This is a genomic window from Ruegeria sp. CG3, from assembly GCF_056537205.1.
Genome location: NZ_JBQFRC010000006.1, coordinates 15,729 through 40,304, shown reverse-complemented (window position 1 = coordinate 40,304; position 24,576 = coordinate 15,729). Strand labels below are relative to the sequence as shown.

The window sequence follows — 24,576 nt, the reverse complement described above, 5'->3', positions numbered from 1 at the left end:
CCTACACTCACGATTTCCGGGGCGATTCCGCTTGACCTTTTGGGCTGCACTCTGTTGAACCCTGCGGTGTCTTTCACTGCTCAAGGTGGCTGTCCCAGATGGACGATCAGAACAAGAATCTCATCCTTGCAACCGCGCTTAGTTTCCTTGTGATACTGGTCTGGTTTGTGCTGTTCCCTCCGCCGGAACCGACCACAACACCTGAGCAGGCCGGGATCAGCGCCTCGGAGAGGGAAGAGATTCAGACGCCCAGCGCCGGAAGCACGACTGTCGGCGAGGCAACCGCCACCGCAGAGGAAACCCTGCCGGAAGCCACTGCGCCGCGGATCCAAATCGACACGCCGCGTCTGTCGGGCAGCCTGTCGCTTTCGGGTGGACGGATCGACGAACTGTATCTGAAAGACTACAAGGTCTCGATCGACGAAGGCGCTCCGATCGTCGAACTGCTGTCGCCCGTTGGGTCCAACTCGGCCTATTACGCCCTCTACGGGTGGGCGCCCGGTGCCGGTTTGGCTGGCTCGGACGTGCCGGGCCCGAATACCATCTGGACGCTGGAACAGGGCGAGACCCTGTCGGTAGACAGCCCAGTAACCCTGAAATGGGAGAATGGCGCGGGCCTGACATTCCGCCGCACGATCGGTGTGGATGCGGATTACATGTTCACCGTGACCCAATCCGTCGAAAACGGTACCGGAGCCGAGGTCGGAATGGCCCCATACGGCATTCTGGCCCGCCACGGCATCGGCGAGGATGGCGATCTGCCGGGGTTGAAGAACTTCTTCATCCTGCATGAAGGTGTGATCGGCATGGCCGACGGGACCCTCTCCGAGGTTGATTATGGCGATGTCCGCGATTTCGACATCGACCCCAACGAACGGGCGCAGGCCGAGGTCTATCAGGTCAAGGAAAACGGCTGGATCGGCTTTACCGACCACTATTGGATGACCACGCTGATCCCCGATCCGGGGTCGGCTTTCAAGGCGGCCGCAAAATATGACGCGCGTCGCAAGATCTACCAGGCCGAAACGGTGTTGCCGACGATGACGGTTGCCCCCGGCGAATCCGCCGAGGTTACCACCCGACTGTTTGCCGGGGCCAAGGAATGGGAGACCATCCGCGAATATCAGGCCCAGGGCGTTCAGAAGTTTATCGACAGCATTGACTGGGGTTGGTTCTTCTTCCTGACCAAGCCGATTTTCTGGCTGCTGCACAACATCAACGCCCTGATCGGCAACATGGGTTGGTCGATCATCGGGCTGACCCTGATCATCAAGGCAATCCTGTTCCCGCTGGCGTTCAAATCCTACGTCTCGATGGCGAAGATGAAGGAATTGCAGCCACAGATGGAAGCCCTGAAAGAAGCTGCCGGCGACGACCGTCAGAAGATGCAGCAGGGCATGATGGAGCTGTACAAAAAGGAAAAGGTCAACCCGGCCGCCGGCTGTCTACCGATCCTGCTGCAGATCCCGATCTTCTTTTCTCTCTACAAGGTGATCTTCGTCACCATCGAACTTCGGCAAGCCCCCTGGTTCGGTCCTTTCCGGGACCTGAGTGCGCCGGATCCGACCTCGATCATCAACTTCTTCGGCTGGCTGCCGTGGGCCGGACCTGAGCCGGGCACGCTGATGGCGACGATTTTCATCGGCATCCTACCGCTGCTGCTGGGGATCTCGATGTGGCTGCAGCAAAAGCTGAACCCGGCGCCCACCGACGCGACCCAGGCCATGATCTTTGCCTGGATGCCATGGGTATTCATGTTCATGCTGGGCAGCTTTGCCAGCGGGCTGGTCGTTTACTGGATCGCAAACAACACCATCACGTTCACCCAGCAATACCTGATCATGCGCAGCCAGGGCTATACGCCGGATGTGTTTGGCAACATCAAGTCGGGGTTCAAGAAAACCCCCAAGACGGACAAGAAATGACCGGGCAAGTCACGCAGATCTGGCGCCATCCGATCAAAAGCCATGGCAGAGAATCCCTGCAGGAAGTCACCGTTATCCCCGGGCAGACCATGCCCGGTGATCGCGTTTGGGCGGTGGCGCATGAGATGTCCAAGGCCGACGGATCCGAGTGGGCGCCCTGCGCCAATTTCAGCCGCGGCTCGAAGGCGCCCCAGCTGATGGCGATATCGGCCGTTCTGGACGGGGATCGCGTGACCCTCAGCCACCCGGATCGGCCCGAACTGATCTTTCGCCCGGACACAGAACAAGACCTGTTTCTGGAGTGGGTCCGCCCGCTGATGCCCACCGACCGCGCCGCATCTGCACGGATCGTCCGGGTTCCCGGCCGTGGTATGACCGACAGTGACTATCCCTCGGTCAGCCTGTGCAACATAGCCTCGCACCGGGCGGTCGAGCAGCGTCTGGGCCGCGAACTGTCGATTTGCCGCTGGCGTGGCAACATCTGGTTCGATGGCCTTCCTCTTTGGGAAGAATTCGATTGGCTGGATAAGGATGTGCAGATCGGCGAGGCCGTATTTCACGTGCGCGAACGGATTACGCGCTGCATGGCAACGACTGCGAACCCCGACACCGGAGTGCGGGACGCGGATACGCTAGGCGCTCTGCGCAGCTGGGACCATCAGGATTTCGGAGTATACGCCGAAGTCATTCGCCAAGGCACGATCCGCCCCGGAGACAAGGTGCAGGTTCTATGACAGCTCTGCCATTTCCCTTGGCGGCCGATCCCGACGAGCAGGCAAAAGAGGCCGGCCGCAAGCTGTTTGCCGGACCGTCCGAGTTCGTCAAGGGCGTGGTGGCGATGAACGGCCTGCCCGCCCCCGACCGGCTTGAGGTCTGTTTCGCCGGCCGGTCGAACGTGGGTAAATCCAGCCTGATCAACGCTCTGACCGGCACCAAGGGGTTGGCCCGCGCCTCGAACACGCCGGGCCGCACGCAAGAGATCAACTTCTTCACCCAGGGCCCCGACCTGTATCTGGTTGACCTGCCCGGCTATGGCTATGCCAATGCGCCGGTCAAGGTGGTCGAGAAATGGCAACGCCTGCTGAAACAGTATCTGAGCGGGCGGCAGACCCTGCGCCGGGCCTTCGTGCTGATCGACTCCCGGCACGGCGTGAAGCCCGTGGATGACGAGATCATGAAGCTGCTGGACACCAGCGCCGTGACCTTTCAATGCGTGATGACCAAAGCCGACAAGGTCAAGGCCAAGGACCGCGAAAAGGTTCTGGAACAGGTGCGGGGCGCCCTGTCCAAGCACCCCGCCGCTTATCCCGAGATCGTGCTGACCTCGTCCGAGAAGGGCGACGGCATCCCGACGCTGCGTTCGATCATCGCCAATTTGGAATGATGCTGCGGATGCGCGTCATTTCGGTGCTGACACTGGTTGCCGTGATGGTAGCCGGTGCAATCCCGATGGGCTGGATGCCCACGCGCAGCTCGGACGAGGCGATCCTGATGGTGATCTGCACCGGCGACGGCCCGGTCGAGCGCTGGATCAACCCGGGCGAGGACGCCCCGAACCACAAGGAAACCGACGAACGCAGCGCCTGCCCCTATGGCGGGATTGTTCTTGCAGGCCAATTGCCCGAAGTGGGAACGGTGTTGCCGGCCGACTGGCCGATTTCTGCGCGTTGGGCGCATGTGGATTTCACCCATCGCAGCGCCGGATTCCACGCCCTGTATGATGCCCGGGGTCCGCCCCACCTCTCCTGAGTCTGTGAACAAAACCTGAAACCTCGGCCACCCGGCCGGGGATGTTCCGAATTTCTGGAGACTGAAATGGCACAAGACAGCCAAACCGGGGTCGCGCAGGCGGCCCGGCGCGAGCATGCGCAAAAATTCTACATAGCCGCTTGGCGGTGGCACTTCTATGCGGGGCTTTTTGTTGTCCCCTTCCTGATCATCCTGGCGGTGACCGGCCTGATGATGATGTTCATTACCCAATCCGATGGCCGCGACGGAGAAAAGATCGCGGTCGAGATCACGGGCCAAGCGATGCCCGCATCCGAACTGGCCGATCTGGTGCAGGCCCGCGTTCCGGGCCGCGTGGTCGAATGGATCGGCCCCAAAGCGCCGGATCTGGCAACCGTTTTCCGCGTCAAAGCCGAAACCGGCCAGCGCATGGTGGCGATCGACCAGTATTCCGGCGAGGTGATCCAGGTCTGGGACCGTCGCGCGGGGTGGTACGATCTGGCGGACAACATCCACTCGACCCTGCTGATGGGCGATACCGGCGACCGGATTCTGGAAATCGCGGCCGGGATGGCGCTGCTGCTGGTTTTCACCGGCCTTTACATGTGGTGGCCGCGCGGAAAGGTTGTGGCGGCCTTGGTGCCCGACCTGCGGGCGCGGGGTCGGGCCCTGTGGAAATCTCTGCACGCGGTCACCGGGTTCTGGATGTCGCTGTTGCTGGTCGGGTTCCTGATCTCGGGCATGTCCTGGACCGGGATCTGGGGCGGCAAGTTCGTGCAGGCCTGGAGCAGCTTTCCGGCCGAGAAATGGGACAACGTCCCACTGTCGGACGATCTGCATGCCAGCATGAACCACGGCAGCCAGAACGACGTGCCCTGGGCGCTGGAACAGACGCCGATGCCGGCCTCGGGTTCGGAGGCAGGCGTTGTCTGGGTCCCGACGGGTGTTCCGGTCAATATCGATGCGATGGTTGCGCTGGGTGGGTCCCTGGGCATGCAGAACCGGTTCCGCGTTGCCTATCCCAACGGTGACACGGGCGTGTGGACCCTGAACCGCGACAGCATGAGCGGTGATTCGACCGACACCACCGAGGACCGCACCGTCCATGTCGACCAGTACACCGGCAAGATCCTGGCCGACGTGCGGTTTCAGGACTACTCGCTGATGGGCAAGGCAATGGCGGTGGGCATTCCGCTGCATATGGGTCTGGCGGGTCTGTGGAACTTTGTCCTGAACGTGGTGTTCTGCCTGTCGGTGATCTTTGTCTGCGTGTCCGGCGTGGTCATGTGGATCAAGCGACGGCCCTCCGGCACCGGCCGTCTGGCGGCGCCGCCGATGCCGGCCGAGATGCCCCTTTGGAAGGGCGCGGTGCTGATCGGGCTGTTCACGGCCATGGCCTTTCCGTTGGTCGGATTGACGCTGCTTGCGGTGCTGGCCGTCGACCTGCTGATTGTCAGCAAAATCCCCGCGGTTCGGCGCACATTCAACTGACCGGTTCGGGCGGTGCCGCCGCGGCACTGTCCGGTTGCGTGGCGCGGCAGCGTCCCCCTTTTGGCGCGCCACGCAACAAAACCTGAGGCCTGCCCGTTCCGGGCTTGGCAGGTCCGGCCAAAGGCCCTAACAGGGAAGGCCAGAGGGACGACAGCCATGAAGAAACAGGACATGAACCGGGATTGGATAGCCACCGCCGCCACGCTCAACAGCGCCCTGCCCTATCTGCAGCGTTATGACGGGGCAATCGTCGTGATCAAACTGGGCGGGCACGCCATGGGCAGCGACGAAGCCATGGAGAGCTTTGCCCGAGACGTGGTGCTGATGCGTCAGGTCGGCGTGAACCCGGTTGTCGTGCATGGCGGCGGGCCGATGATCAACGCGATGCTGGACAAACTGGACATCCAGTCGGACTTCGTGAACGGCAAGCGCGTCACCGATGCCGCCACGGTCGAAGTGGTCGAGATGGTCCTGTCCGGCGTGGTGAACAAGCGCATCGTGCAGGCCATCAATGCTCAGGGCGGAACGGCCGTTGGCCTGTCGGGCAAGGATGCCAACCTGATGACCTGTGACCAGACCGACGCGTCGCTGGGCTATGTCGGCACGCCCGCCGAAATGAATCCCAAGATCCTGCATGATCTGTTCTCGCATGACGTGATCCCGGTGATCGCCCCGCTGGGGGCCGGTCGAAACGGCGAGACATTCAACGTGAACGGCGACACCGCCGCCGGCGCAATTGCCTCGGCGTTGAAGGCCGATCGCCTGCTGCTGCTGACGGACGTGTCCGGCGTCAAGAACGCCGCCGGAGAGGTCGTGACCGAGTTGAAGGCGGGCCAGATCCGCGAGATGACCCGCGAGGGCACTATCGCAGGCGGCATGATCCCCAAGACCGAAACCGCGCTGGACGCGCTGCACAGCGGCGTGCGCGCCGTGGTCATTCTGGACGGCCGTGCCCCCAATGCCGTGCTGCTGGAACTGTTCACCGAACATGGTGCGGGGTCTCTGATCCGCCCCGACTGAAGCGAGCAAGCCCACCCTTGCAGTTCACACTCACATGCTTAAATTTGAATACATGGAGCGTGAACTCATCATCCGCTTGGGCATCTTTTTGACGCTGTTTCTGACCTTCGCGTTGGCCGAAAGGCTTGCCCCGCGCCGCCCACTACGCGTGCCTCGATCGCGCCGCTGGCTGACCAACCTATCGGTCACCCTTTTGAACACACTGACACTGCGGGCGATGGCGATCGGGTTCCCTTTGCTGGCGGTCGGGGCGGCCTTGGATGCCGGCCGGTTGGGCGTCGGAGTTTTCAACACTCTGGACTGGCCCAAATGGGTCGAGGTCACCCTTTGTGTCCTGGTGCTGGATTTCGCCATCTGGGCGCAACATCTGATCACCCACAAGGTGCCGATCCTGTGGCGTCTTCACCGTGTGCACCATGCCGACCGGTATATGGATGTCACCACGGCCGTTCGCTTTCACCCAGTCGAAATCGCCTTGTCGATGGGTTTGAAGATCGGTCTCGTCTACCTGCTGGGGCCCAGCGCGCTCGCGGTCATCCTGTTCGAAGTCCTGCTGAACGGCACGGCTTTGTTCAACCATTCGAACATCCGCCTGCCCGCCGCCGTGGATGCCGCCATGCGCCGAATACTGGTCACGCCGGACATGCACCGGGTCCACCATTCGGTGCTGCGCAGGGAACATGACAGCAATTATGGCTTTGCATTATCCATCTGGGATCGTTTGATGGGAACATATGTGGCGCAGCCCGAGGCCGGCCACGATGACATGACGGTGGGGCTGAAATGGCAGGACGATCGACCGACGAAGCTGGGGTGGAGCCTCGCTCTGCCGTTTCGGCGCAAGTGACCTATGATCAAGTGGTGTCCACATCCGAGGCCGCGGGCCTGATCGTCATGGGCGCACAACACCCGCGGGTGAGTGGCGCCAAACAGTTGGATACTGGCACGCTTATTCTGCTCGGGGCAGGCAGCAGCTTTTGGCCGGTCCTCACCGCTTCGGCCGAGTGGTTGGACGGCAAGCCGGATCCGGTCGACCGTTGGTCGCTCCGAGTGGTCGGCACCCTTGCGGAAAACCTGGGCGCCCAAGCGTGGTATCCATTCGGCGGCCCCCCGTATGCGCCATTCATAGATTGGGCGTTGAAATCGGGACGTACGTTTCAAAGCCCGGTGGGCGCGCTGGTGCACGACACGGTGGGAATGATGATTTCATTGCGTGGAGCCCTGCATTTTGATCACGAGTTCGACATTCCTGTCGCAGACAACCCGTCACCATGTATCAATTGCCCTGCGCCCTGCGCATCGGCCTGCCCGGTCGGAGCCTTGAATGCCAAGTCGTTCTATGACGTCGACGCCTGCCACGGCTACCTGCGAACTCCGCCCGGTCAGGCCTGCATGACACAGGGATGCGCAGCCCGGCTGGCCTGTCCGCTCAGCGCGGGGGCCGGACGTCGGGCCGGGCAATCCGCCCATCACATGAGAGCCTTTCACCCGGAATGACCCGCACGCTTATCCTGACCCGCCACGCAAAATCCAGTTGGGACCATCCCGGCCTGCCCGATCATGACCGACCACTGAACAAGCGCGGGCGAGCTTCGGCCTCCGCCATCGGCGATTGGCTGCGACGCAAGGGTTATAGGCCCGACGAGGTCCTCAGTTCTTCATCCGAACGCACGCGCGAGACCTGGCTTCGGATGAGGCTGAGCGCGCGCAACATCCGGTTCCTCCCCGAACTCTATCATGCCGCTCCCGAGCAGATGCGGCAGGCGCTGTCTAGCGCGACGGGCCAAACGGTCCTGCTGCTGGGCCACAATCCGGGGGTCGCGGAGTTTGCGGAACGTATTGCTCAGTCTGCACCGGAGCACCCGCGGTTCCTCGACTATCCGACCTGTGCGACCACGGTTCTTCAATTTGATATGGCGGACTGGTCCGGAATCGGTTGGTACGACGGCCAGGTGATCGAATTCGTCACGCCGCGCGCGTTGCTGGAATGAAAAAAGGGCGGGATCACCCCGCCCTTTCCAACGTCGTTTTCGACCCGCCTCAGTGACCCAGAATCTGGCTGAGGAACAGCTTGGTCCGTTCGCTTTGCGGGTTGTTGAAGAACTCTTCCGGCTCGTTCTGTTCAACGATCTGACCGGCATCCATGAAGATCACCCGGTTCGCCACCTGGCGGGCAAAGCCCATCTCGTGCGTTACGCAGAGCATGGTCATGCCTTCCTCGGCCAGCTCGATCATCGTGTCGAGCACCTCTTTGATCATCTCGGGGTCCAGAGCGGAGGTCGGTTCGTCGAACAGCATGATGCGCGGACGCATGCACAGGCTGCGGGCAATGGCCACACGCTGCTGCTGACCACCCGACAATTGGCCGGGATACTTGTTGGCCTGCTCGGGGATCTTGACCTTTTCGAGAAAGTGCATCGCTGTTTCTTCGGCCTCTTTCTTGGGCGTTTTGCGCACCCAGATCGGGGCCAGTGTGCAGTTCTCCAGAATGGTCAGATGCGGGAAGAGGTTGAAGTGCTGGAACACCATGCCAACCTCGGACCGGATCTTGTCGATGTTCTTCAGATCGTTCGACAACTCGGTTCCATCCACCACGATCTTGCCCTGCTGGTGTTCTTCCAGCGCGTTCAGGCAGCGGATCAGAGTGGATTTGCCCGACCCCGACGGTCCCGCGATCACGATCCGCTCGCCCTGATTGACGGTCAGATTGATGTCGCGCAGCACGTGGAAGGACCCGTACCACTTGTTCATGTTGGTGATTTCGATGGCGACCTCGTCGCTCACCTGCATTTTAGAGCGGTCAATTTCGCGGTCGATTGCAAGTTCAGACATGTGTTGAACTCCTTAGTGATGATCCGTGGCAAGGCGACGCTCGAGCCACTGGGAATATTGAGAGATGCCGTAACAGACGACGAAGAACAGAAGCGCGGCAAAGCCCAGAAGCTCCCAATAGACGCCGTTCCATTCGGTCGACGCCAGGATGGGACCCCGGATCATGCCCACCAGATCGAACATCGAGATGACCGAAACCAGCGTGGTATCTTTGAACAGGCCAACGGCCACGTTTACGATACCAGGGATTGAGATCTTCAAGGCCTGTGGCAGGATGATCAGACGCATCGCCTGCGGGTAGTCCAGACCCAAACTGTCTGCTGCCTCATACTGACCGCGCGGAAGCGCAGCCAGACCGCCGCGGATCACCTCGGCGATATAGGCGGCAGAGAACATGGTGATCATGATCACAACGCGCAGAAACAGGTCGACCGTGCTGTCAGGCGGGAAGAAATAGGCCAGCATCACCGAAGCCACGAACAGCAGCGTGATCAAAGGCACGCCACGGATGAATTCGATGAAGATGACGCAAACCCACTTGATCAGCGGCATATCGGACTGACGACCCAGAGCCAGTGCAATACCCAGAGGCAAGGACAGTGAAACACAGGTCACGCCCAGCATCAGGTTCAGCATAAAACCACCCAGGTCACGGCTGGGCACCGCAGTCAGCAGCGCACCTTCGTTGGCGTCTTCGGGAATGAGTGCCCCGCCGACATTCCACACGACCAGCGCCACGACAATGGCCCCAAAGAACCCGGCTGCAAAGCTGTTGCGGCCAAATTTCTGGAATACCACGCCTGCCGCGACACAGCCCAGCAGGGCCACGATGGGCACCATGATGGTTCCACCCCAAATCAGCCAGAAAGCGATGAACGGGTAGAGCGCCGTGAACAGCAGCAACTTTCGAGGCAGGTCGAAGAACAGAACAGGTGCCACAGCCACCAGCATCAGCACAAACGCCAAGTTCGGGCGCCAATACGCTTCTACCGGATATTTGAACCCGTAGATCAGTTGATGCCAGCGTTCGGTGAGAACTGCGAAACAGGCCCCGGTCTTGCCGTCCAGAATCTCGCGGCATTGCGCCAGCGAGTCCGCATTCCAAACTCCGTTCAAAATCCACGGCAAGGTGTTCTTGAGAAGCACATAGATCAGCAGAATCGACAGAAGGGTAAGGATCGTGTTTGTGACACCCGAGAAAAGGTTCTCGCGCAGCCATTTGACGATACCCGTCTGGTTTGCCGGCGGAGGCGACGGAGGAATGGTGCCGTCGGCCACAAATGCGATCGGATTTGTTGTTTGATCAGCCATGGCTCAGCGCTCCTTCAACTTGACGGATGCGTTGTAGATGTTCATCGCCATTGAAATCAGCAGCGAGGCTGTCAGATAGAACAGCATCAGCAGCAAGACGCACTCGATCGCCCGACCGGTTTGGTTCAGCGTGATGCCACCCAGCGTTGCGGTGATATCCGCATAGCCGACTGCAATCGCAAGCGACGAGTTCTTGGTGATGTTCAGATATTGCGAGATCAACGGCGGGATGATGACCCGCAGCGCCTGAGGCAGGATCACAAGATTCATGATCCGACCGGGACGCAGGCCCAGCGCGGCCGCAGCCTCGGTCTGACCTTTTGAAATCGCCTGAATACCCGCACGTACGTTTTCTGCGATGAAGGCGCCGGTATAGATCGACAAAGCGAACCACAATGCGATCAGCGGACCGCCGACCTTGATACCACCGCTGAAGTTGAAACCTTTCAGAGCGGGGACATCCCAGGTCAGGCCCATCAAAATCATCAGCAGTGCAAAAGGCACGAGCCAAACTGCAAGTTTCACAAGGCCAGTCTTTGGACGCTCGCCCGTCTGTTCCTGTTTGAGCGTGGCGCGTTTCTCAATTTCACGAGACGCAAACCAGGAAGCGACCAAAACCGCGATGACCAGCAGCCAATTCAGAAAGGTCGAACCGAAGAGCCCATTCGCAAACTCGGGGCGCGGGACATAGACGCCGCGGTTGGTAAAGGCGAACAGATCAAACAGCATGCTGGATGTTGGGTTATCGCCCCGGAACTCCCTCGGTCCCGGCAGAACGGCTGTCATGATCGTGAAGATGATGATGATCCAGATCAGAACCGGAATATTCCGGAAGATTTCCACGTAGACCGCCATCAGCTTGGATACGAGCCAGTTGTTTGACAGGCGTAAAACACCTGCGATCACGCCAAACACCGTCGCAGTGATACAAGCCAGGAATGCAACCAAAAGCGTGTTGAGAATGCCGACGACAGCCGCACGCCCATGCGAGGACTGGCTGTCATATTCGATCAAACGTTGGTTGATGTCATACCCGGACGGATCGCCCAGGAAAGAATAAGAAATGTTGAGCCCTGCGGCCCTAAGGTTCTGGATCAGGTTGTTACCAAGATACCAGATGCTGAGCGCAATAACGATTGCCGCGATCACCTGAAATGTAAGAGAGCGATAGCGTGTATCGTTTATGAGCATCGACAACCGAAAGTCAGCCTTCGGTGGGTCAGTCATAGTCGACATATTTTGGGATCCCCGTGCTTTTCGGACGCTTCCTTCCCGGCAGGGTTTTCCCCGCTCCCGAGCAGCCCGTAGCATTCTGTTTTGCAAAAAAGGGCGCAGGTTGCCCTGCGCCCTTTTCCGTGGATTTTAGCGGAACGGCGGCGAGTACAGCAGGCCACCATCGGTCCACTGTGCGTTCAGACCGCGTGCCAGACCGATCGGGGTTTCCTCACCGATGTTCTTGGCAAACACTTCACCGTAGTTACCACCCGCCTTGACGGCGCGCATGGCCCACTGTGCGTCCAGACCCAGCATCTCGCCCAGGGTGCCTTCGCTACCCAGCAGACGGTTGATTTCCGGGTTCTCGGTACCTGCAGCCATCTCGTCGATGTTGGCCGAGGTGATGCCCAGCTCTTCGGCCGAGATCAGCGCGTTCAGGGTCCAGCGAACGATGTCGCCCCACTCGTTGTCGCCGTGACGGACCAGCGGGCCCAGCGGCTCTTTCGAGATGATTTCGGGCAGCAGAACGTGATCACCGGGGTTTTCGAACGTGGCGCGGGTTGCGGCCAGGCCCGAGGCGTCGGTGGTGTAAACGTCACAGGCACCTGCCAGGTACTGCTGCTGCGCTTCGGCGTTGGTCTCGATCGGAACCGGCTCGTAGCTGATGTTGTTCGAGCGGAAGAAGTCCGCCAGGTTCAGCTCGGTGGTGGTGCCGGTCTGGATGCAGACGGTTGCGCCATCCAGTTCCTTGGCCGAGCTCACGCCCAGTGCCTTGGGAACCATGAAGCCCTGACCGTCGTAGTAGTTCACACCCACGAATTCGAACTTCAGGTCGACGTCGCGGCTGAAGGTCCAGGTGGTGTTTCGGGCCAGCATGTCAACTTCGCCCGAAGCCAGAGCGGTGAAGCGGGTTTTGCCGGTGGTGGGAACGAATTCAACAGCGTTCGCGTCACCCAGAACGGCGGCGGCTACTGCGCGGCATACAGCAACGTCAAAGCCCTGCCATTCGCCATTCGCGTCAGGTGCAGCAAAGCCAACCAGACCGGTGGTCACACCGCAGTTCAGCTTGCCGCGCGCTTTGACGTCGTCCATGGTTCCTGCCGCGGCCGCGCCGGCAGCAAGACCGGCAATCGTCGCCGCGCCCAAGATTACGGATTTTTTCATTTTTACCTCTTCCTGATTTCCCGCCCCATCCCGGGACGGATCTTGTCCGACACACAAAGGTAGCCGGATAGGTTACCCCAAAGGTGTCTCCCCTTTAGTGCGCCCGAGTTTGGGCGCATTCATAAACAAACGTCAAGGGTCGGATCAGTGAAAACGATATGTTCCCGGCAAGGCAGCCGCCCAAGCCTCTCAAATCAGGACCAGAAAGGCTCAAACCGATAGATCGTAGAAGGTTTTCGCATGCAAAAAGGCAATCTTCTTGAGTTCGGCGGCTTGGACCGCCTCGTCGTCGTCCCCCCATTGCTCGGCCTGCCAGGATTCATCCAGCCGAGAAATGCGCCATATCTCGTCCGGTTTGCGCCAGTTTTGGGCAGCGGCAAAACCCAGAATCAACGAACCCGACAGGCTCACAAGGTCGTGAAACGCCGCCAGACGGAACGCGTCCAAGTCGTGAACCTGCCGACGCAGCCTGTCCAGTGCCTCGGGGGCTTGAGGCTGATGCCGTACGCCTTCAACTGGGATCAGTCTGGCGCCCAGCGTTTCCGCAGCCCAGTCCAGCGCGGGATCCCATTCGTGGCGCTGACGTTCGATCAGGGCTTCGGGGTGCGTTGCGCGATAGCACAGCAGGTCCGAATCGCCATAGTCCGACAACATGTCGGCAACTTCCGCGTGCTGATGCTGCACCTTGTCGATTGCCGCGTTGGCCGAACGGGTGAAGGGCATCGTCGCCGGATCGATTTCCTTTTCCTGCGCGTCCCATTCGCGGGCCACCGCCTCGGCCATGGCCCGGGTGGGCAGGACCAGAGCAGCCTTGGCCGGTGTCCGCACGCGGCGGCCGTCCAATTCGATGGTATAGCCGCCATCGGTCGCGACCACGGCACTGCCTGTCCAAAAGCGTTTCGGTTTCCACTCACTCATGTCGTTATCCCCAGACTGCGGTCAGGACGCCGGGCAGCTGCTCGAACCGGTCGATCACCGCGGACGCCGCACTCAGCTGCGACCGATCATGATAGCCCCAGCCCACGCCGATCCCCGCAACCCCGGCGGCCCGCGCCATTTCCATGTCAAAGCTGGTGTCGCCGATCATCACCGCATCACCGGCCGAAACCCCTGTTTCAAAAAGCGCCGTTTCGATCATCGAGGGATGCGGCTTGGATGGATGATGGTCCGCCACCTGACGGGTGACGAAGACAGAATCCAACCCGTGCGCCTCGAGCAAGGCATCCAACCCCCGCTGCGATTTACCCGTCGCCACGCCCAGAAGGATCTCGGGCACGGCCTGCAACGATCCGATAATCTCGCGCGCGCCGGGATAGAGCGGTGAACTTGCCGCCCCCATCTCAAGCCGATGAGCGTGATACGCTTCTTTGTAACCCTCGACCAACCGGCGTTGAGTTGCCTGCGACTGATCCGGCGCGAGGCGTGCGATTGCAATCGGCAAGGACAGCCCCACGATCGACAGTATCACCGCGCGATCCGGCACCGGAAGGGACAGAGCCTGGAAACTGGCGGTCATGGCCGACACGATGCTGGCCTGGCTGTCCACCAGCGTCCCGTCGACATCGAACAGAACCAGGCGCAGAGGCGCGGTCATTGCAACTCCTCAAACGGGTCCTCGGTGGCCAGATCCTCGGTCCAGCCCAAGGTGTCCCAGCTGTCCTTCATGTGCGGTGGCAGCGGAGCGTTGATCGTGATCTGCTTGCCGGTCATCGGATGCTTGAAGGACGCGGTTCGGGCGTGCAGATGCAGCTTTTTGCTGATGACCCCGCCCAATTGCGCGCCCCAGCCATCGCCCAGGTTTTCCTGACCCGAGCCGCCATATTTCCCATCGCCGATAATCGGGTGCCCGATGGCCGCCATGTGCGCGCGCAGCTGGTGCGTGCGGCCGGTGACGGGCTCCATCGCGACCCAAGATGCACGCCCCGCCACCCGATACAGCGTGGCATAAAGTGTATGGGCCCGTTTGGCACCCGGTGTGCTGTCGATCTCGTTCAGGTGGACGGCGATCATCTTTTCGCCCTCCCCCTGCTTGCCATGACCGGGGGCCTTGACCAGCCCGGTCTTGATCTCGCCCAGATACGGGGTCGGCACGCCTGCCACCAGCGCCCAATAGATCTTGCGCGTGTTGCGATGCCGGAAGGCCGCGGTCAGCCCCTTGGCCGCTTCGCGCGTACGCGCCATCAGCAGCACGCCCGAGGTGTCCTTGTCGAGCCGGTGCACCAGCCGCGGGTTCTCGTCATAGCCAAAGCGCAGCGCCTCGGCGAGGCCGTCCACATGCCGGGCCTGACCGCTGCCGCCCTGAACGGGCAGGCCATGGGGTTTGTTCAGCGCCAACACGTGGTCGTCGCGATAGATCACGCAGGACTGGATCATTTTCGCATCGGCATCGGTCACGTGCGGGCGGGCCGGGGCCGGTTTGTGATCCGGGTCCGGCAGGGGCGGCACGCGCACCACCTGCCCTGCCTGCAACCGCGTCGAGCCCTTGACCCGGCCGCCGTCCACGCGCAGTTCGCCCTTGCGGCACATCTTTTCGATCCGGCCTTGGCTGACATGCGGGAACAGGCGCCGCAACCAGCGGTCCAACCGCTGGTCGCCGTCGCCCGGCTCGACCGTGATCATCTGTACGCCGCTCATGCCAATACCCCTTGCGACCGGATGCTGCGCGCCCGGAAAATCGCCCGTGTCAGTGCCTCAGAAAACATCCGCGTCTGTCGCGCGCCGCAAGGCAAGAGTCAAGCAGGCTGACGGGTTCGGGGGCCAAGGCCGCTCAGATATCAGTGAAATCCCCGTGCCGCCCGGCCCCATCGCGGAACCGAGCCGCGCCGGATGTGCCCTCGCGGCGGATGGCGTCCAGCCCGTTGGCCCATTCGACCTTCAACGCCTCGTGCATCGGCATCCCCCGGGTTTCGATGATCGAGCGGCGGTCGGCGCGGACGGCCTCCTGCGGGAACCGGGCAATCTCTTGCGCCATCGCTTCAGCCGCCATTCGGGTTTCACCCTGCGGCACGATTTTCTCGGCAAGTCCGATCCGTTCGCACTCGTCAGCCTTGACCTTGCGCCCTGTCAGCGCGATCTCGAGCGCCTTGCCCTGCCCGACCAGCCGCGGCAGCCGCACCGAACCGCCATCCATCAGCGTGATCCCCCAGCGGCGGCAATAGACGCCCATATAGGCGTCCTCGGCCATCACCCGGATGTCGCACCACAGGGCCAGTTCCATGCCGCCGGCCACTGCGGCACCCTCGATCGCGCCGATGACCGGCTTTGACAATTCCAGCCGCGATGGACCCATCGGCCCCAGCAGCGACGGCGCCGCCCCGATCGGAAAGGCATGCTTGTCGAAATACGGCTCGCGCAGGTCCGGGTCAGACAGCGTGGCCGCCATCTTGAGATCCCAGCCCGCGCAGAAATTGCCGCCCTTGCCCCAGAACACGGCGGCTTTGGCCGTGCTGTCCTCGAAGGCGATGAAGGCCTCGGCCAAGGCTGCGGCGTGTTCGGCATCCACGGCGTTTCTGGCCTGGGGCCGGTCGTGGATGATGGTCCACACGTCATCTGTCTTGTCGATGGAAACGGTCATCTGCGCTCCTCCCTGGCGGCATGTAACCCTAGGGAAACCCGGCCGCGCCCTGGGTGTCGCGCAAAACGCGACGGCACGGCCTGATCTGACCTTGCGTCACGACCCGTTGCGTTGACTGCGCAGTTTCGAAAAGTAGTCCAGACGCTTTTTCAACTCGCGCTCGAACCCGCGTTCGACCGGCTGGTACAGGACCGGGCGTTTCATGGTCTCGGGAAAGTAGTTCTGCCCCGAGAACCCGTCCTGGGCATCGTGGTCGTAGGCATAGCCCGCGCCATAGCCCTGATCCTTCATCAACCCGGTCGGCGCGTTCAGGATGTGTTTGGGCGGCGGCTCGCTGCCCGACTGTTTGGCCAGGCGCATCGCCGCCTTGTAGCCCACATAGGCTCCGTTGGATTTGGGCGCCAGCGCCAGATACACGACCGCCTGCGCCAGCGCCAACTCACCCTCGGGCGACCCGAGCCGCTCGTACACCTCCCAAGCATGCAGGCAGATCGACTGGGCCTGCGGATCGGCCAGACCGATATCCTCGACCGCCATCCGGGTGATGCGGCGGGCCAGGTACCGCGGATCCTCGCCCCCGGTCAGCATCCGGGCGAACCAGTACAGCGCCGCATCCGGATCGGACCCGCGCACCGATTTGTGCAGCGCCGAAATCAGATTGTAGTGCTCGTCCCCCGACTTGTCGTATTTCGCGGCGCGGCGCATCAGGCGCTTGGCCAGCGCGTCGGGGTCCAGCGGCGCGTCAACCGACCAGGCCGCGATCTGTTCGATCAGGTTCAAAAGCGCCCGGCCGTCTCCATCCGCCATCTCCTGCAGCGCGTCCCGCGCCGCGGGCGTCAGGGGCAGCGCCTTGCCCAGCTCTTTTTCGGCACGCTGTGTCAGGCGTTCCAGATCGGCCAGATCCAGCCGTTCCAGCACCAGCACCTGCGCGCGGCTGAGCACGGCAGCGTTCAACTCGAACGAAGGGTTTTCGGTGGTCGCGCCCACCAGAAGGATCGTCCCGTCCTCCATATGCGGCAGGAACCCGTCTTGCTGGGCCTTGTTGAAGCGATGGATCTCGTCCACGAACAACAGCGTCCCCTTGCCGTTCCGCCGCCGCAACTTGGCGGCCTCGAACACCTTCTTGAGGTCAGGAACACCGGTGAAGATCGCGCTGATCTGTTCGAAATGCAGGTCGGTTTCCTTGGCCAGCAGTCGCGCGATGGTGGTTTTGCCCACCCCCGGTGGCCCCCAGAAGATCAGGCTGGACAGGCTGCCCGACGCCAGCATCACCCCCAGCGGCGCCTCGGGGCCCAGAACCTGTTGCTGCCCGATCACCTCGGACAGCGCCTGGGGCCGCAGGCGGTCGGCCAGCGGGCGGTTCGGGGCCGGTTCCGAGGCCTGGCCTTCGGTGTCGAACAGGTCACTCATGCGGTCACAGCCTGAACCGCAACGACACAGGCTTGCCGCCGCGCACCAAGTCGATCTGCACCCGCCGACCCGGATCGCGCAGCGCCCGAACGATGTCGCGGGGACGTTCAGCCTGTCGCCCGTTCACGGCATTGATGACATCGCCGGGCCGCAGACCGGCCCGCGCGCCGTAGGGGCCGGGGTCGACCACGACTACACCGGTCTGCGACAGCAGCAGACCCATCTTGGCAATCATTGCCGGGTTGATGCGCGCAACCGTCATTCCCGGAAGAACCGTGCGATCGTCCAGAGTGGTTTCCTCGGCCGGAGGCGTCTCGGGCGCGGGGACCAGATCGACGGCGACCTCAGCGCGCTCGCTGCCGCGGAGCCGGGTCAGAACGGATGTCCCACCAACACCCGCCACAGACATGCGGAACTTCATCTCAGCCGGAGAATTCACCTCCTCGCCATCCACGTGGGTCACAATATCGCCAACCCGCAACCCGGCCTCGGCCAACGGGCTGAGCGGATGGAGGTCCGAGATCACAACGCCCTGCGGCAGCGAAAGCCCAAGGGATTCGGCGATGTCTGCGCTCATGGTCTGTCCGGCCATACCCGCCCAAGGGCTGACGAAACCTTCGTTTCCTTCCTGGGCCTGCCGCAGAAACTCTGCGACCAGATTGGCCGGAATGGCGAAGCCAATACCATTGGACCCACCCGACCGCGTCAGGATCGAGGTGTTGATGCCGATCAGGTCACCATTCACGTCGATCAGGGCGCCACCGGAATTGCCCGGGTTGATGGGCGCGTCTGTCTGGATGAAATAGCCCCGTGCATTGCCGGTGGCGGTGCCAGACCGCGCCAACCCCGAGATGATGCCAGACGACACGGTCTGCCCGACGCCGAACGGATTGCCGATGGCCAGAGCCAGTTCCCCCACCTCGACATGGTCAGAATCCCGCAGACGCAGGAACGGCAGTCCCTGCGCGTCCTGCAGGCGCAGGATGGCGATGTCGCTTTCCTCGTCGCCCAGAACGACCTCGGCCTGGAACTCGCGACGATCCGTGGTCACGACCCGGATCTCGGTCGCGGTCCCGACAACGTGATAGTTCGAGACGACATAGCCGTCCTCGGTCAGGATGACGCCCGACCCCAGCGAGTTTTGCACCCGCGGCCGCGGTGTACCGAACCCACCGCCGAAAAAGTCGCGAAAGAACGGATCCGTGAAAATCGGACTGCTGCGCCCAGGCCGGACGATCTTGGCATAAATGTTCACCACCGCCGGGGCCGCCTTTTTGACCACCGGGGCAAAACCCATGGAAATCTCGACCTGTGACTGAGGAACCCGTGTCTCGGCACCGGCATGGGTGGCCAGTGTCATCAGGCATACGGCCAGGATCGTGCGTATCATGACAGCTCCGTTCATCATCCGCCGAAGATATGCGGAGGTCGGCACGCGAATGCAATAGAGCACGCGAAACCTTGCCGCTGCCATGTCCGCCGCAAGCGTGGCGATCCATAAGAAAAAGCCCCTGACCGGGATATCCGGACAGGGGCCATGAAACGGCAATGCAGCCGGTTCTTATTCTTCGTCAACGTCCACTTCTTCAGCGGCGACGCGGGCCTTGTCGGCTGCGCCTTTGGCGTCGATGTCACGATCAACGAATTCGATGATCGCCATCGGAGCCATGTCGCCATAGCGGAAGCCAGCTTTCAGGATACGGACATAGCCGCCCTGACGGTCCTTGTAGCGCGGGCCCAGAACCTCGAACAGCTTGGCGACGTCCTTGTCTTCCTTCAGCTGAGCTGCGGCCTGACGGCGGGCGTGCAGGTCGCCGCGCTTGCCCAGGGTGATCAGTTTTTCAACGATCGGGCGCAGTTCTTTTGCCTTGGGCAGGGTCGTCTTGATCTGTTCGTGCTCGATCAGCGAGCCGGCCATGTTCGAGAACAGGGCCTTGCGGTGCTCATGAGTACGGTTCAGGCGGCGGTAACCACGTGCGTGACGCATTTTTCAATTCCTTCTTTCGCGTTTTGCTTTGTCTGGCCGGCGATGCGTGTCACCGGCTCTCCTTGGGGCGGAAATGCCCATACGGTCCCCGGCAGCCCGGGCAATGGCGAAGACGCGTTTAGAACGCGTCTTCGAATTTCTTGGCCAGATCTTCGATGTTGTCGGGCGGCCAATCCTCGACATCCATGCCGAGGTGCAGACCCATGCCGGACAACACTTCCTTGATCTCGTTCAGCGACTTGCGGCCGAAGTTCGGGGTGCGCAGCATCTCGGCTTCGGTCTTCTGGATCAGGTCGCCGATGTAGACGATGTTGTCGTTCTTCAGGCAGTTTGCCGAGCGGACCGACAGTTCCAGCTCGTCCACTTTCTTCAGCAGCAGCGGGTTGAACTCCAGACCATCGTCCTCGTCCTGGCGACCGGCCGATTCCGGCTCGTCGAAGTTGACGAAGATCGACAGCTGATCCTGCAGGATGCGGGCGGCGAAGGCCAGCGCGTCCTCGGGCGTGATCGAGCCGTCGGTTTCGATCTTCATGGTCAGCTTGTCATAGTCCAGAACCTGGCCTTCACGGGTCGGCTGAACGTCATAGGCGACTTTCTTGACCGGCGAGTAGATCGCGTCGATCGGGATCAGGCCGATGGGTGCATCTTCGGGCTTGTTCTTCTCGGCCGAGACATAGCCTTTGCCGGTGTTGACGGTCAGTTCCATGAACAGCTCGGCGCCATCGTCCAGGTGGCAGATGACGTGATCACGGTTCAGAACCTCGATGCCGGCGCTTTCGCTGATATCACCGGCGGTGACAACTGCGGGGCCTTTGGCATTGATCGACAGGCGCTTGGGCCCTTCGACTTCCATGCGCAGAGCGACCTGCTTGAGGTTCAGGATGATGTCGGTGACGTCTTCACGAACGCCTGCGACCGAGCTGAACTCGTGCAGTACGTTGTCGATCTGGACGCTGGTGATGGCGGCGCCTTGCAGCGAGCTCATCAGAACACGGCGCAGCGCGTTGCCCAGGGTCAGACCAAAGCCACGCTCAAGCGGCTCCGCAACCAGGGTTGCCTGCCGCGCGGGATCGTTGCCCGGCTTGCCTTCCAGTTGGGTCGGCTTGATCAATTCTGCCCAATTCTTGTGGATCATGTAATCCCTCCATTCCTGTCTGCGCCCCATGACCAATCAGGTGCAGACGCCCGAGGTTTCAAAACGGCGAACCGGGGCCGTGTAAAAACACGGCCCCAGCCTGGTAATTCGATCGGTTAGACGCGGCGGCGCTTCGGCGGGCGGCAGCCATTGTGGGCGATCGGGGTCACATCGCGGATCGACGTGATGTTGAAGCCCACGGCAGCCAGCGCACGCAGAGCCGATTCACGACCCGAACCGGGGCCCTGAACTTCGACTTCCAGCGTCTTGACGCCATGTTCCTGCGCTTTCTTGCCTGCATCTTCTGCAGCCATCTGAGCGGCGTAGGGGGTCGATTTCCGCGATCCCTTGAAGCCCATGGTACCGGCCGACGACCACGAAATGGCGTTGCCCTGCACGTCCGAGATCAGGATCTTGGTGTTGTTGAAGGTCGAATTCACATGGGCGACGCCCGATGCGATGTTCTTACGCTCTTTGCGCTTAACGCGTGTCTTGTCACGTGCCATCAGTCAGACCCTCCCTTATTTCTTCTTACCAGCAATGGCCTTTGCGGGGCCTTTGCGGGTACGAGCGTTGGTGTGGGTACGCTGACCGCGAACCGGCAGGTTGCGGCGGTGACGCAGACCGCGATAGCAGCCCAGATCCATCAGACGCTTGATGTTCATCTGAACTTCGCGACGCAGGTCACCTTCGACGGTGAAGTTGGCGTCGATGTATTCGCGGATGGCCAGAACTTCGGCATCCGACAGTTCATTGACGCGACGGGTCGTGTCGATGCCAACGGCTTCGCAGATCGCTTTGGCCGAGGTGTTGCCGATACCGGTGATATATGTGAGGGCGATTGGTACCCGCTTTGCAGTCGGGATGTTTACGCCGGCAATACGTGCCACGTGTCACTTTCCTTTCGTTGCGGTTCCGTAGTTCCAGAACCTTTTTTCACAACGCCTAACCGTGGCAGTGTGGCCAGAGGGTTCAGCATTATTCGAGGTGGTCTATACAAGCGGAACGAATCCCGCGTGCGCGATTGATTCCCCAAAGGGATGGGGGTCGATATGGGCTTTTGGGCTTGGCGTCAAGCCCTTTGCAAGCTTAACCCAATATGGCTGCGATCGAGGCCCGGACTTCCTTGATGTCCGCCAGCCCGTTCACCGGTCGAAGATCACCCTTGGCATAGTAATAGCCAATCAACGGCGAGGTCTTCTTGTAATACTCCATAAGCCGGGTGCGCAGGCTTTCCTCGTTGTCGTCGGCACGACGGACGAAATCGTTTTCCTTGCCGCAATTGGTACATTTACCATCGGCCGGGATCGGTTTGGTCTTGTCATTGTAGACCTCGCCGCAACCGCCACAGGTCGACCGGGCAGTGATCCGATCAACCAAGGCCTCGTCATCCACGCGCATTTCGATCACGGTGTGCAGCGACTGGCCCAGCTTGGTCAGAAGGGCCGACAAGGCGTCAGCCTGGGCCAGGGTGCGCGGGAAGCCGTCGAAGATGAAGCCAGCGCCCTTTTCGGTGGTCAGTTTCTCTTCGATCAGGCCAATCACGATCTCGTCGGTGACAAGCTTGCCCGCGTCCATGATCGCGGCCACCTTCTTGCCCATCTCGGTTCCCGAGCTGCGGGCCTCGCGCAGCATGTCACCGGTGCTGAGCTGGATCATGCCCCGCGTTTCAACCAAGTGACGTGCCTGCGTACCCTTGCCTGCCCCCGGGGGGCCCAGAAGAATGATATTCATCGACGAGCGGGTCCCTTCCTGCCGCGTTTCTTGCCTTTACCGCGCAACTGGGACTTTTCGATCAGCCCTTCGTATTGATGCGCCAACAGGTGGCTCTGAACCTGTTGGATCGTGTCCATGGTCACAGAGACGATGATCAGAACCGAGGTGCCGCCGAAATAGAACGGAATGGCGAACTGGCCGCGCAGAATTTCAGGCAGCAGGCAGACCGCCGCAAGATAGGCCGAACCCAGCACCAGCACGCGGTTGACGACGTATTCCAGATATTCGGCGGTCTTTTTGCCAGGGCGAATGCCGGGCACAAAGCCGTTCTGCTTTTTCAGGTTGTCCGCCACGTCATCCGGTTTGAACGATACGTTGAACGTGTAGAAGTAGGCAAAGAACACGATCATCGACGCAAAGAACAGCAGATAAAGCGGCTGTCCCGGTCCGAAATTGGCCAGCAGCCACGACATGATCGGTCCGTTTGCAGCGCCCGACGAAAAGGTCGAGATCGTGACCGGCAGCAGCAGCAGCGAGCTGGCGAAGATCGCCGGAATCACGCCGGCCGGGTTGACCTTGACCGGCAGGTGGCTCGAACCGCCTTCATAGACTTTCATGCCGACATTGCGGCGCGGGTACTGGATGTGGATCTTGCGCAGCGCGCGTTCCATGAACACCACGAAGGTGATAACGGCGATCACCATCACGATCACGCCGACGATCACGGCCGGGCTGATCGCGCCCGAACGGCCCGAGGCAAGGAACTGGGCCAGCGCGGCCGGAACCTCGGCGATGATGCCGACGAAAATGATCAGCGAGATGCCGTTGCCGATGCCGCGCGCGGTGATCTGTTCACCCAGCCACATCAGGAACATGGTGCCACCGACCAGAGTGATCATCGTGGACAGGCGGAAATACAGACCCGGATCGGTAGCCAAATCGCCCGATTCCAGCGAAACCGCCAAGCCATAGGCCTGAACGGTGGCCAGCGCGACGGTTCCGAAACGGGTGTACTGGTTGATCTTCTTGCGGCCCTGCTCGCCCTCTTTCTTGAGCTGTTCGAGCGCGGGCACCATCGAGGTCAGCAGCTGTACGATGATCGATGCCGAGATATAGGGCATGATGCCGAGGGCAAAGATACCCATCCGCCCAAGCGCCCCGCCGGTGAACATCGAAACCATCCCACCGATGCCCTGCCCCGCTTGTTCCATGAACTCGCGCAGCGCCTGACCGTCGATCCCCGGCACCGGAATGAAGGTGCCCAGACGATAGACGATCAGCAAACCCAGCGTGAACAGGATGCGGTTGCGCAGATCGGTGGCCTTGCCCAGAGCAGCCCAGCTTGTGTTGGCTGCCATTTGTTCTGCTGCTGATACCATAAATCGGTCTCTCTTATGAAAACGCCGCCCGGAACCGTTTTCCGGCTCGGGCGGCGTCTTGGAAAACTCTGAGGTCTATGTAAGCGGGTCGGCGCCCGCTCACAAGCGCTTACTCTGCCGCAGCGGCTTTTGTGACCTTCAGTGAACCGCCCGCTTTTTCCACGGCTTCGATCGCCGCTTTCGAGGCGCCGGTCACTTCCAGGTTCAGCTTGGCGCTGATTTCGCCTTTGGCCAGAACGCGGATACCGTCCAGCTTGCGGCGCACCAGACCCGAGGCGACCAATGCGTCCTCGGTGATGGCCGATTTAACGTCCAGTTTGCCGGCGTCGACGAATTTCTGGATCAGGCCCAGGTTGATGACGGCAAATTCCTTGCGGTTCGGCTTGTTGAAGCCGCGCTTGGGCAGGCGCTGATACAGCGGCATCTGGCCGCCTTCGTAGCCGTTGATGGCCACACCCGAACGAGATTTCTGGCCTTTGATACCGCGGCCACCCATTTTACCCTTGCCAGAGCCGGGACCACGGCCAACGCGGGTGCGTTTCTTGACGGCGCCGGGATTGTCGCGCAATTCGTGCAGTTTCATGTCGCTTCTCCTAAGCCGGATATGACCCCGAAGCGTGATGGGCCAAACACGGCATTTCTTGGTTTTGATTCTCGTGGCAAACACGCCACCGGAGCGCAGTACAGCC

26 protein-coding genes are annotated in these 24,576 nt (G+C 61.3%); 9 read left to right on the top strand and 17 right to left on the bottom strand.

Going from position 1 to position 24,576, the window contains the following annotated elements:
• Positions 1–98 precede the first annotated feature (98 nt).
• The 9 genes from yidC (at position 99) to ACR0NB_RS18260 (ending at position 8,155) form a co-directional block, all read left to right on the top strand.
• Positions 99–1,925: a membrane protein insertase YidC gene (yidC, locus tag ACR0NB_RS18300; protein WP_480776435.1), complete on the top strand. Its 1,827-nt coding sequence runs from the start codon at positions 99–101 to the stop codon at positions 1,923–1,925.
• Positions 1,922–2,659, top strand: coding sequence for an MOSC domain-containing protein (locus tag ACR0NB_RS18295; protein WP_170368027.1), 738 nt, complete (start codon positions 1,922–1,924; stop codon positions 2,657–2,659). The genes yidC and ACR0NB_RS18295 overlap by 4 nt, the downstream gene beginning before the upstream one ends.
• Complete coding sequence (yihA, locus tag ACR0NB_RS18290; RefSeq protein WP_480697584.1) at positions 2,656–3,309, top strand: ribosome biogenesis GTP-binding protein YihA/YsxC; 654 nt, start codon at positions 2,656–2,658, stop codon at positions 3,307–3,309. The genes ACR0NB_RS18295 and yihA overlap by 4 nt, the downstream gene beginning before the upstream one ends.
• An 8-nt stretch (positions 3,310–3,317) precedes the next feature.
• Complete coding sequence (locus ACR0NB_RS18285; protein WP_480776434.1) at positions 3,318–3,674, top strand: DUF2946 family protein; 357 nt, start codon at positions 3,318–3,320, stop codon at positions 3,672–3,674.
• Between the two features lie 66 nt (positions 3,675–3,740).
• A complete protein-coding gene (locus tag ACR0NB_RS18280) occupies positions 3,741–5,144 on the top strand; it encodes a PepSY-associated TM helix domain-containing protein (protein ID WP_480776433.1) in 1,404 nt (467 codons plus the stop codon).
• 156 nt (positions 5,145–5,300) lie between these two features.
• The gene (gene argB, locus ACR0NB_RS18275) at positions 5,301–6,164 is read left to right on the top strand and encodes an acetylglutamate kinase (protein WP_093965404.1); all 864 of its coding nucleotides are present in this window, start codon (positions 5,301–5,303) and stop codon (positions 6,162–6,164) included.
• Positions 6,165–6,216: 52 nt separating this feature from the next.
• Entirely contained in the window at positions 6,217–7,011 is a 795-nt protein-coding gene (locus ACR0NB_RS18270; protein ID WP_480776462.1) for a sterol desaturase family protein, read from the top strand.
• Entirely contained in the window at positions 6,948–7,661 is a 714-nt protein-coding gene (locus ACR0NB_RS18265; RefSeq protein ID WP_174820383.1) for a 4Fe-4S dicluster domain-containing protein, read from the top strand. Before ACR0NB_RS18270 ends, ACR0NB_RS18265 begins: the two co-directional genes overlap by 64 nt.
• Positions 7,658–8,155 carry a SixA phosphatase family protein gene (locus ACR0NB_RS18260; protein WP_170583292.1) on the top strand — a complete coding sequence of 166 codons (498 nt, stop codon included), beginning with the start codon at positions 7,658–7,660 and terminating at the stop codon, positions 8,153–8,155. Before ACR0NB_RS18265 ends, ACR0NB_RS18260 begins: the two co-directional genes overlap by 4 nt.
• Positions 8,156–8,204: 49 nt before the next feature.
• Here ACR0NB_RS18260 and ACR0NB_RS18255 read toward each other — a convergent pair whose 3' ends face one another.
• The 17 genes from ACR0NB_RS18255 to rplO form a co-directional block, all read right to left on the bottom strand.
• Complete coding sequence (locus ACR0NB_RS18255; RefSeq protein ID WP_170342938.1) at positions 8,205–8,996, bottom strand: amino acid ABC transporter ATP-binding protein; 792 nt, start codon at positions 8,994–8,996, stop codon at positions 8,205–8,207.
• Between the two features lie 12 nt (positions 8,997–9,008).
• Complete coding sequence (locus ACR0NB_RS18250) at positions 9,009–10,307, bottom strand: amino acid ABC transporter permease (RefSeq protein ID WP_170342939.1); 1,299 nt, start codon at positions 10,305–10,307, stop codon at positions 9,009–9,011.
• A 3-nt stretch (positions 10,308–10,310) separates the two neighbouring features.
• Complete coding sequence (locus tag ACR0NB_RS18245; RefSeq protein ID WP_170361668.1) at positions 10,311–11,543, bottom strand: amino acid ABC transporter permease; 1,233 nt, start codon at positions 11,541–11,543, stop codon at positions 10,311–10,313.
• A 126-nt stretch (positions 11,544–11,669) separates the two neighbouring features.
• Positions 11,670–12,686 carry an amino acid ABC transporter substrate-binding protein gene (locus ACR0NB_RS18240; RefSeq protein WP_093965393.1) on the bottom strand — a complete coding sequence of 339 codons (1,017 nt, stop codon included), beginning with the start codon at positions 12,684–12,686 and terminating at the stop codon, positions 11,670–11,672.
• Positions 12,687–12,896: 210 nt separating this feature from the next.
• Complete coding sequence (locus tag ACR0NB_RS18235) at positions 12,897–13,604, bottom strand: ATP12 family chaperone protein (protein ID WP_170342941.1); 708 nt, start codon at positions 13,602–13,604, stop codon at positions 12,897–12,899.
• 4 nt (positions 13,605–13,608) lie between these two features.
• Complete coding sequence (locus tag ACR0NB_RS18230) at positions 13,609–14,280, bottom strand: HAD-IA family hydrolase (protein ID WP_170372854.1); 672 nt, start codon at positions 14,278–14,280, stop codon at positions 13,609–13,611.
• Positions 14,277–15,320: an RluA family pseudouridine synthase gene (locus ACR0NB_RS18225; RefSeq protein ID WP_170372856.1), complete on the bottom strand. Its 1,044-nt coding sequence runs from the start codon at positions 15,318–15,320 to the stop codon at positions 14,277–14,279. The genes ACR0NB_RS18230 and ACR0NB_RS18225 overlap by 4 nt, the downstream gene beginning before the upstream one ends.
• Positions 15,321–15,453: 133 nt before the next feature.
• Positions 15,454–16,260 carry a crotonase/enoyl-CoA hydratase family protein gene (locus ACR0NB_RS18220; RefSeq protein WP_170449007.1) on the bottom strand — a complete coding sequence of 269 codons (807 nt, stop codon included), beginning with the start codon at positions 16,258–16,260 and terminating at the stop codon, positions 15,454–15,456.
• Positions 16,261–16,356: 96 nt separating this feature from the next.
• The gene (locus ACR0NB_RS18215; protein ID WP_480776432.1) at positions 16,357–17,670 is read right to left on the bottom strand and encodes a replication-associated recombination protein A; all 1,314 of its coding nucleotides are present in this window, start codon (positions 17,668–17,670) and stop codon (positions 16,357–16,359) included.
• A 4-nt stretch (positions 17,671–17,674) separates the two neighbouring features.
• On the bottom strand, positions 17,675–19,060 hold the full coding sequence (locus tag ACR0NB_RS18210; protein ID WP_480776431.1) for a trypsin-like peptidase domain-containing protein: 1,386 nt from the start codon (positions 19,058–19,060) through the stop codon (positions 17,675–17,677).
• 171 nt (positions 19,061–19,231) lie between these two features.
• Positions 19,232–19,657 (bottom strand): 50S ribosomal protein L17, encoded by a 426-nt coding sequence (rplQ, locus tag ACR0NB_RS18205; protein ID WP_093965383.1) that lies wholly within the window; start codon positions 19,655–19,657, stop codon positions 19,232–19,234.
• A 118-nt stretch (positions 19,658–19,775) separates the two neighbouring features.
• Positions 19,776–20,792, bottom strand: coding sequence for a DNA-directed RNA polymerase subunit alpha (locus ACR0NB_RS18200; protein ID WP_170342951.1), 1,017 nt, complete (start codon positions 20,790–20,792; stop codon positions 19,776–19,778).
• Positions 20,793–20,908: 116 nt separating this feature from the next.
• On the bottom strand, positions 20,909–21,298 hold the full coding sequence (rpsK, locus tag ACR0NB_RS18195) for a 30S ribosomal protein S11 (protein ID WP_008757289.1): 390 nt from the start codon (positions 21,296–21,298) through the stop codon (positions 20,909–20,911).
• 15 nt (positions 21,299–21,313) lie between these two features.
• On the bottom strand, positions 21,314–21,682 hold the full coding sequence (gene rpsM, locus ACR0NB_RS18190) for a 30S ribosomal protein S13 (RefSeq protein ID WP_093965378.1): 369 nt from the start codon (positions 21,680–21,682) through the stop codon (positions 21,314–21,316).
• Positions 21,683–21,881: 199 nt separating this feature from the next.
• Positions 21,882–22,526 carry an adenylate kinase gene (locus ACR0NB_RS18185; protein WP_170343464.1) on the bottom strand — a complete coding sequence of 215 codons (645 nt, stop codon included), beginning with the start codon at positions 22,524–22,526 and terminating at the stop codon, positions 21,882–21,884.
• Positions 22,523–23,887, bottom strand: coding sequence for a preprotein translocase subunit SecY (gene secY / locus ACR0NB_RS18180; protein WP_093965375.1), 1,365 nt, complete (start codon positions 23,885–23,887; stop codon positions 22,523–22,525). Before secY ends, ACR0NB_RS18185 begins: the two co-directional genes overlap by 4 nt.
• Positions 23,888–23,996: 109 nt before the next feature.
• On the bottom strand, positions 23,997–24,470 hold the full coding sequence (gene rplO / locus ACR0NB_RS18175) for a 50S ribosomal protein L15 (protein ID WP_170342955.1): 474 nt from the start codon (positions 24,468–24,470) through the stop codon (positions 23,997–23,999).
• Between the last annotated feature and the right edge of the window lie 106 nt (positions 24,471–24,576).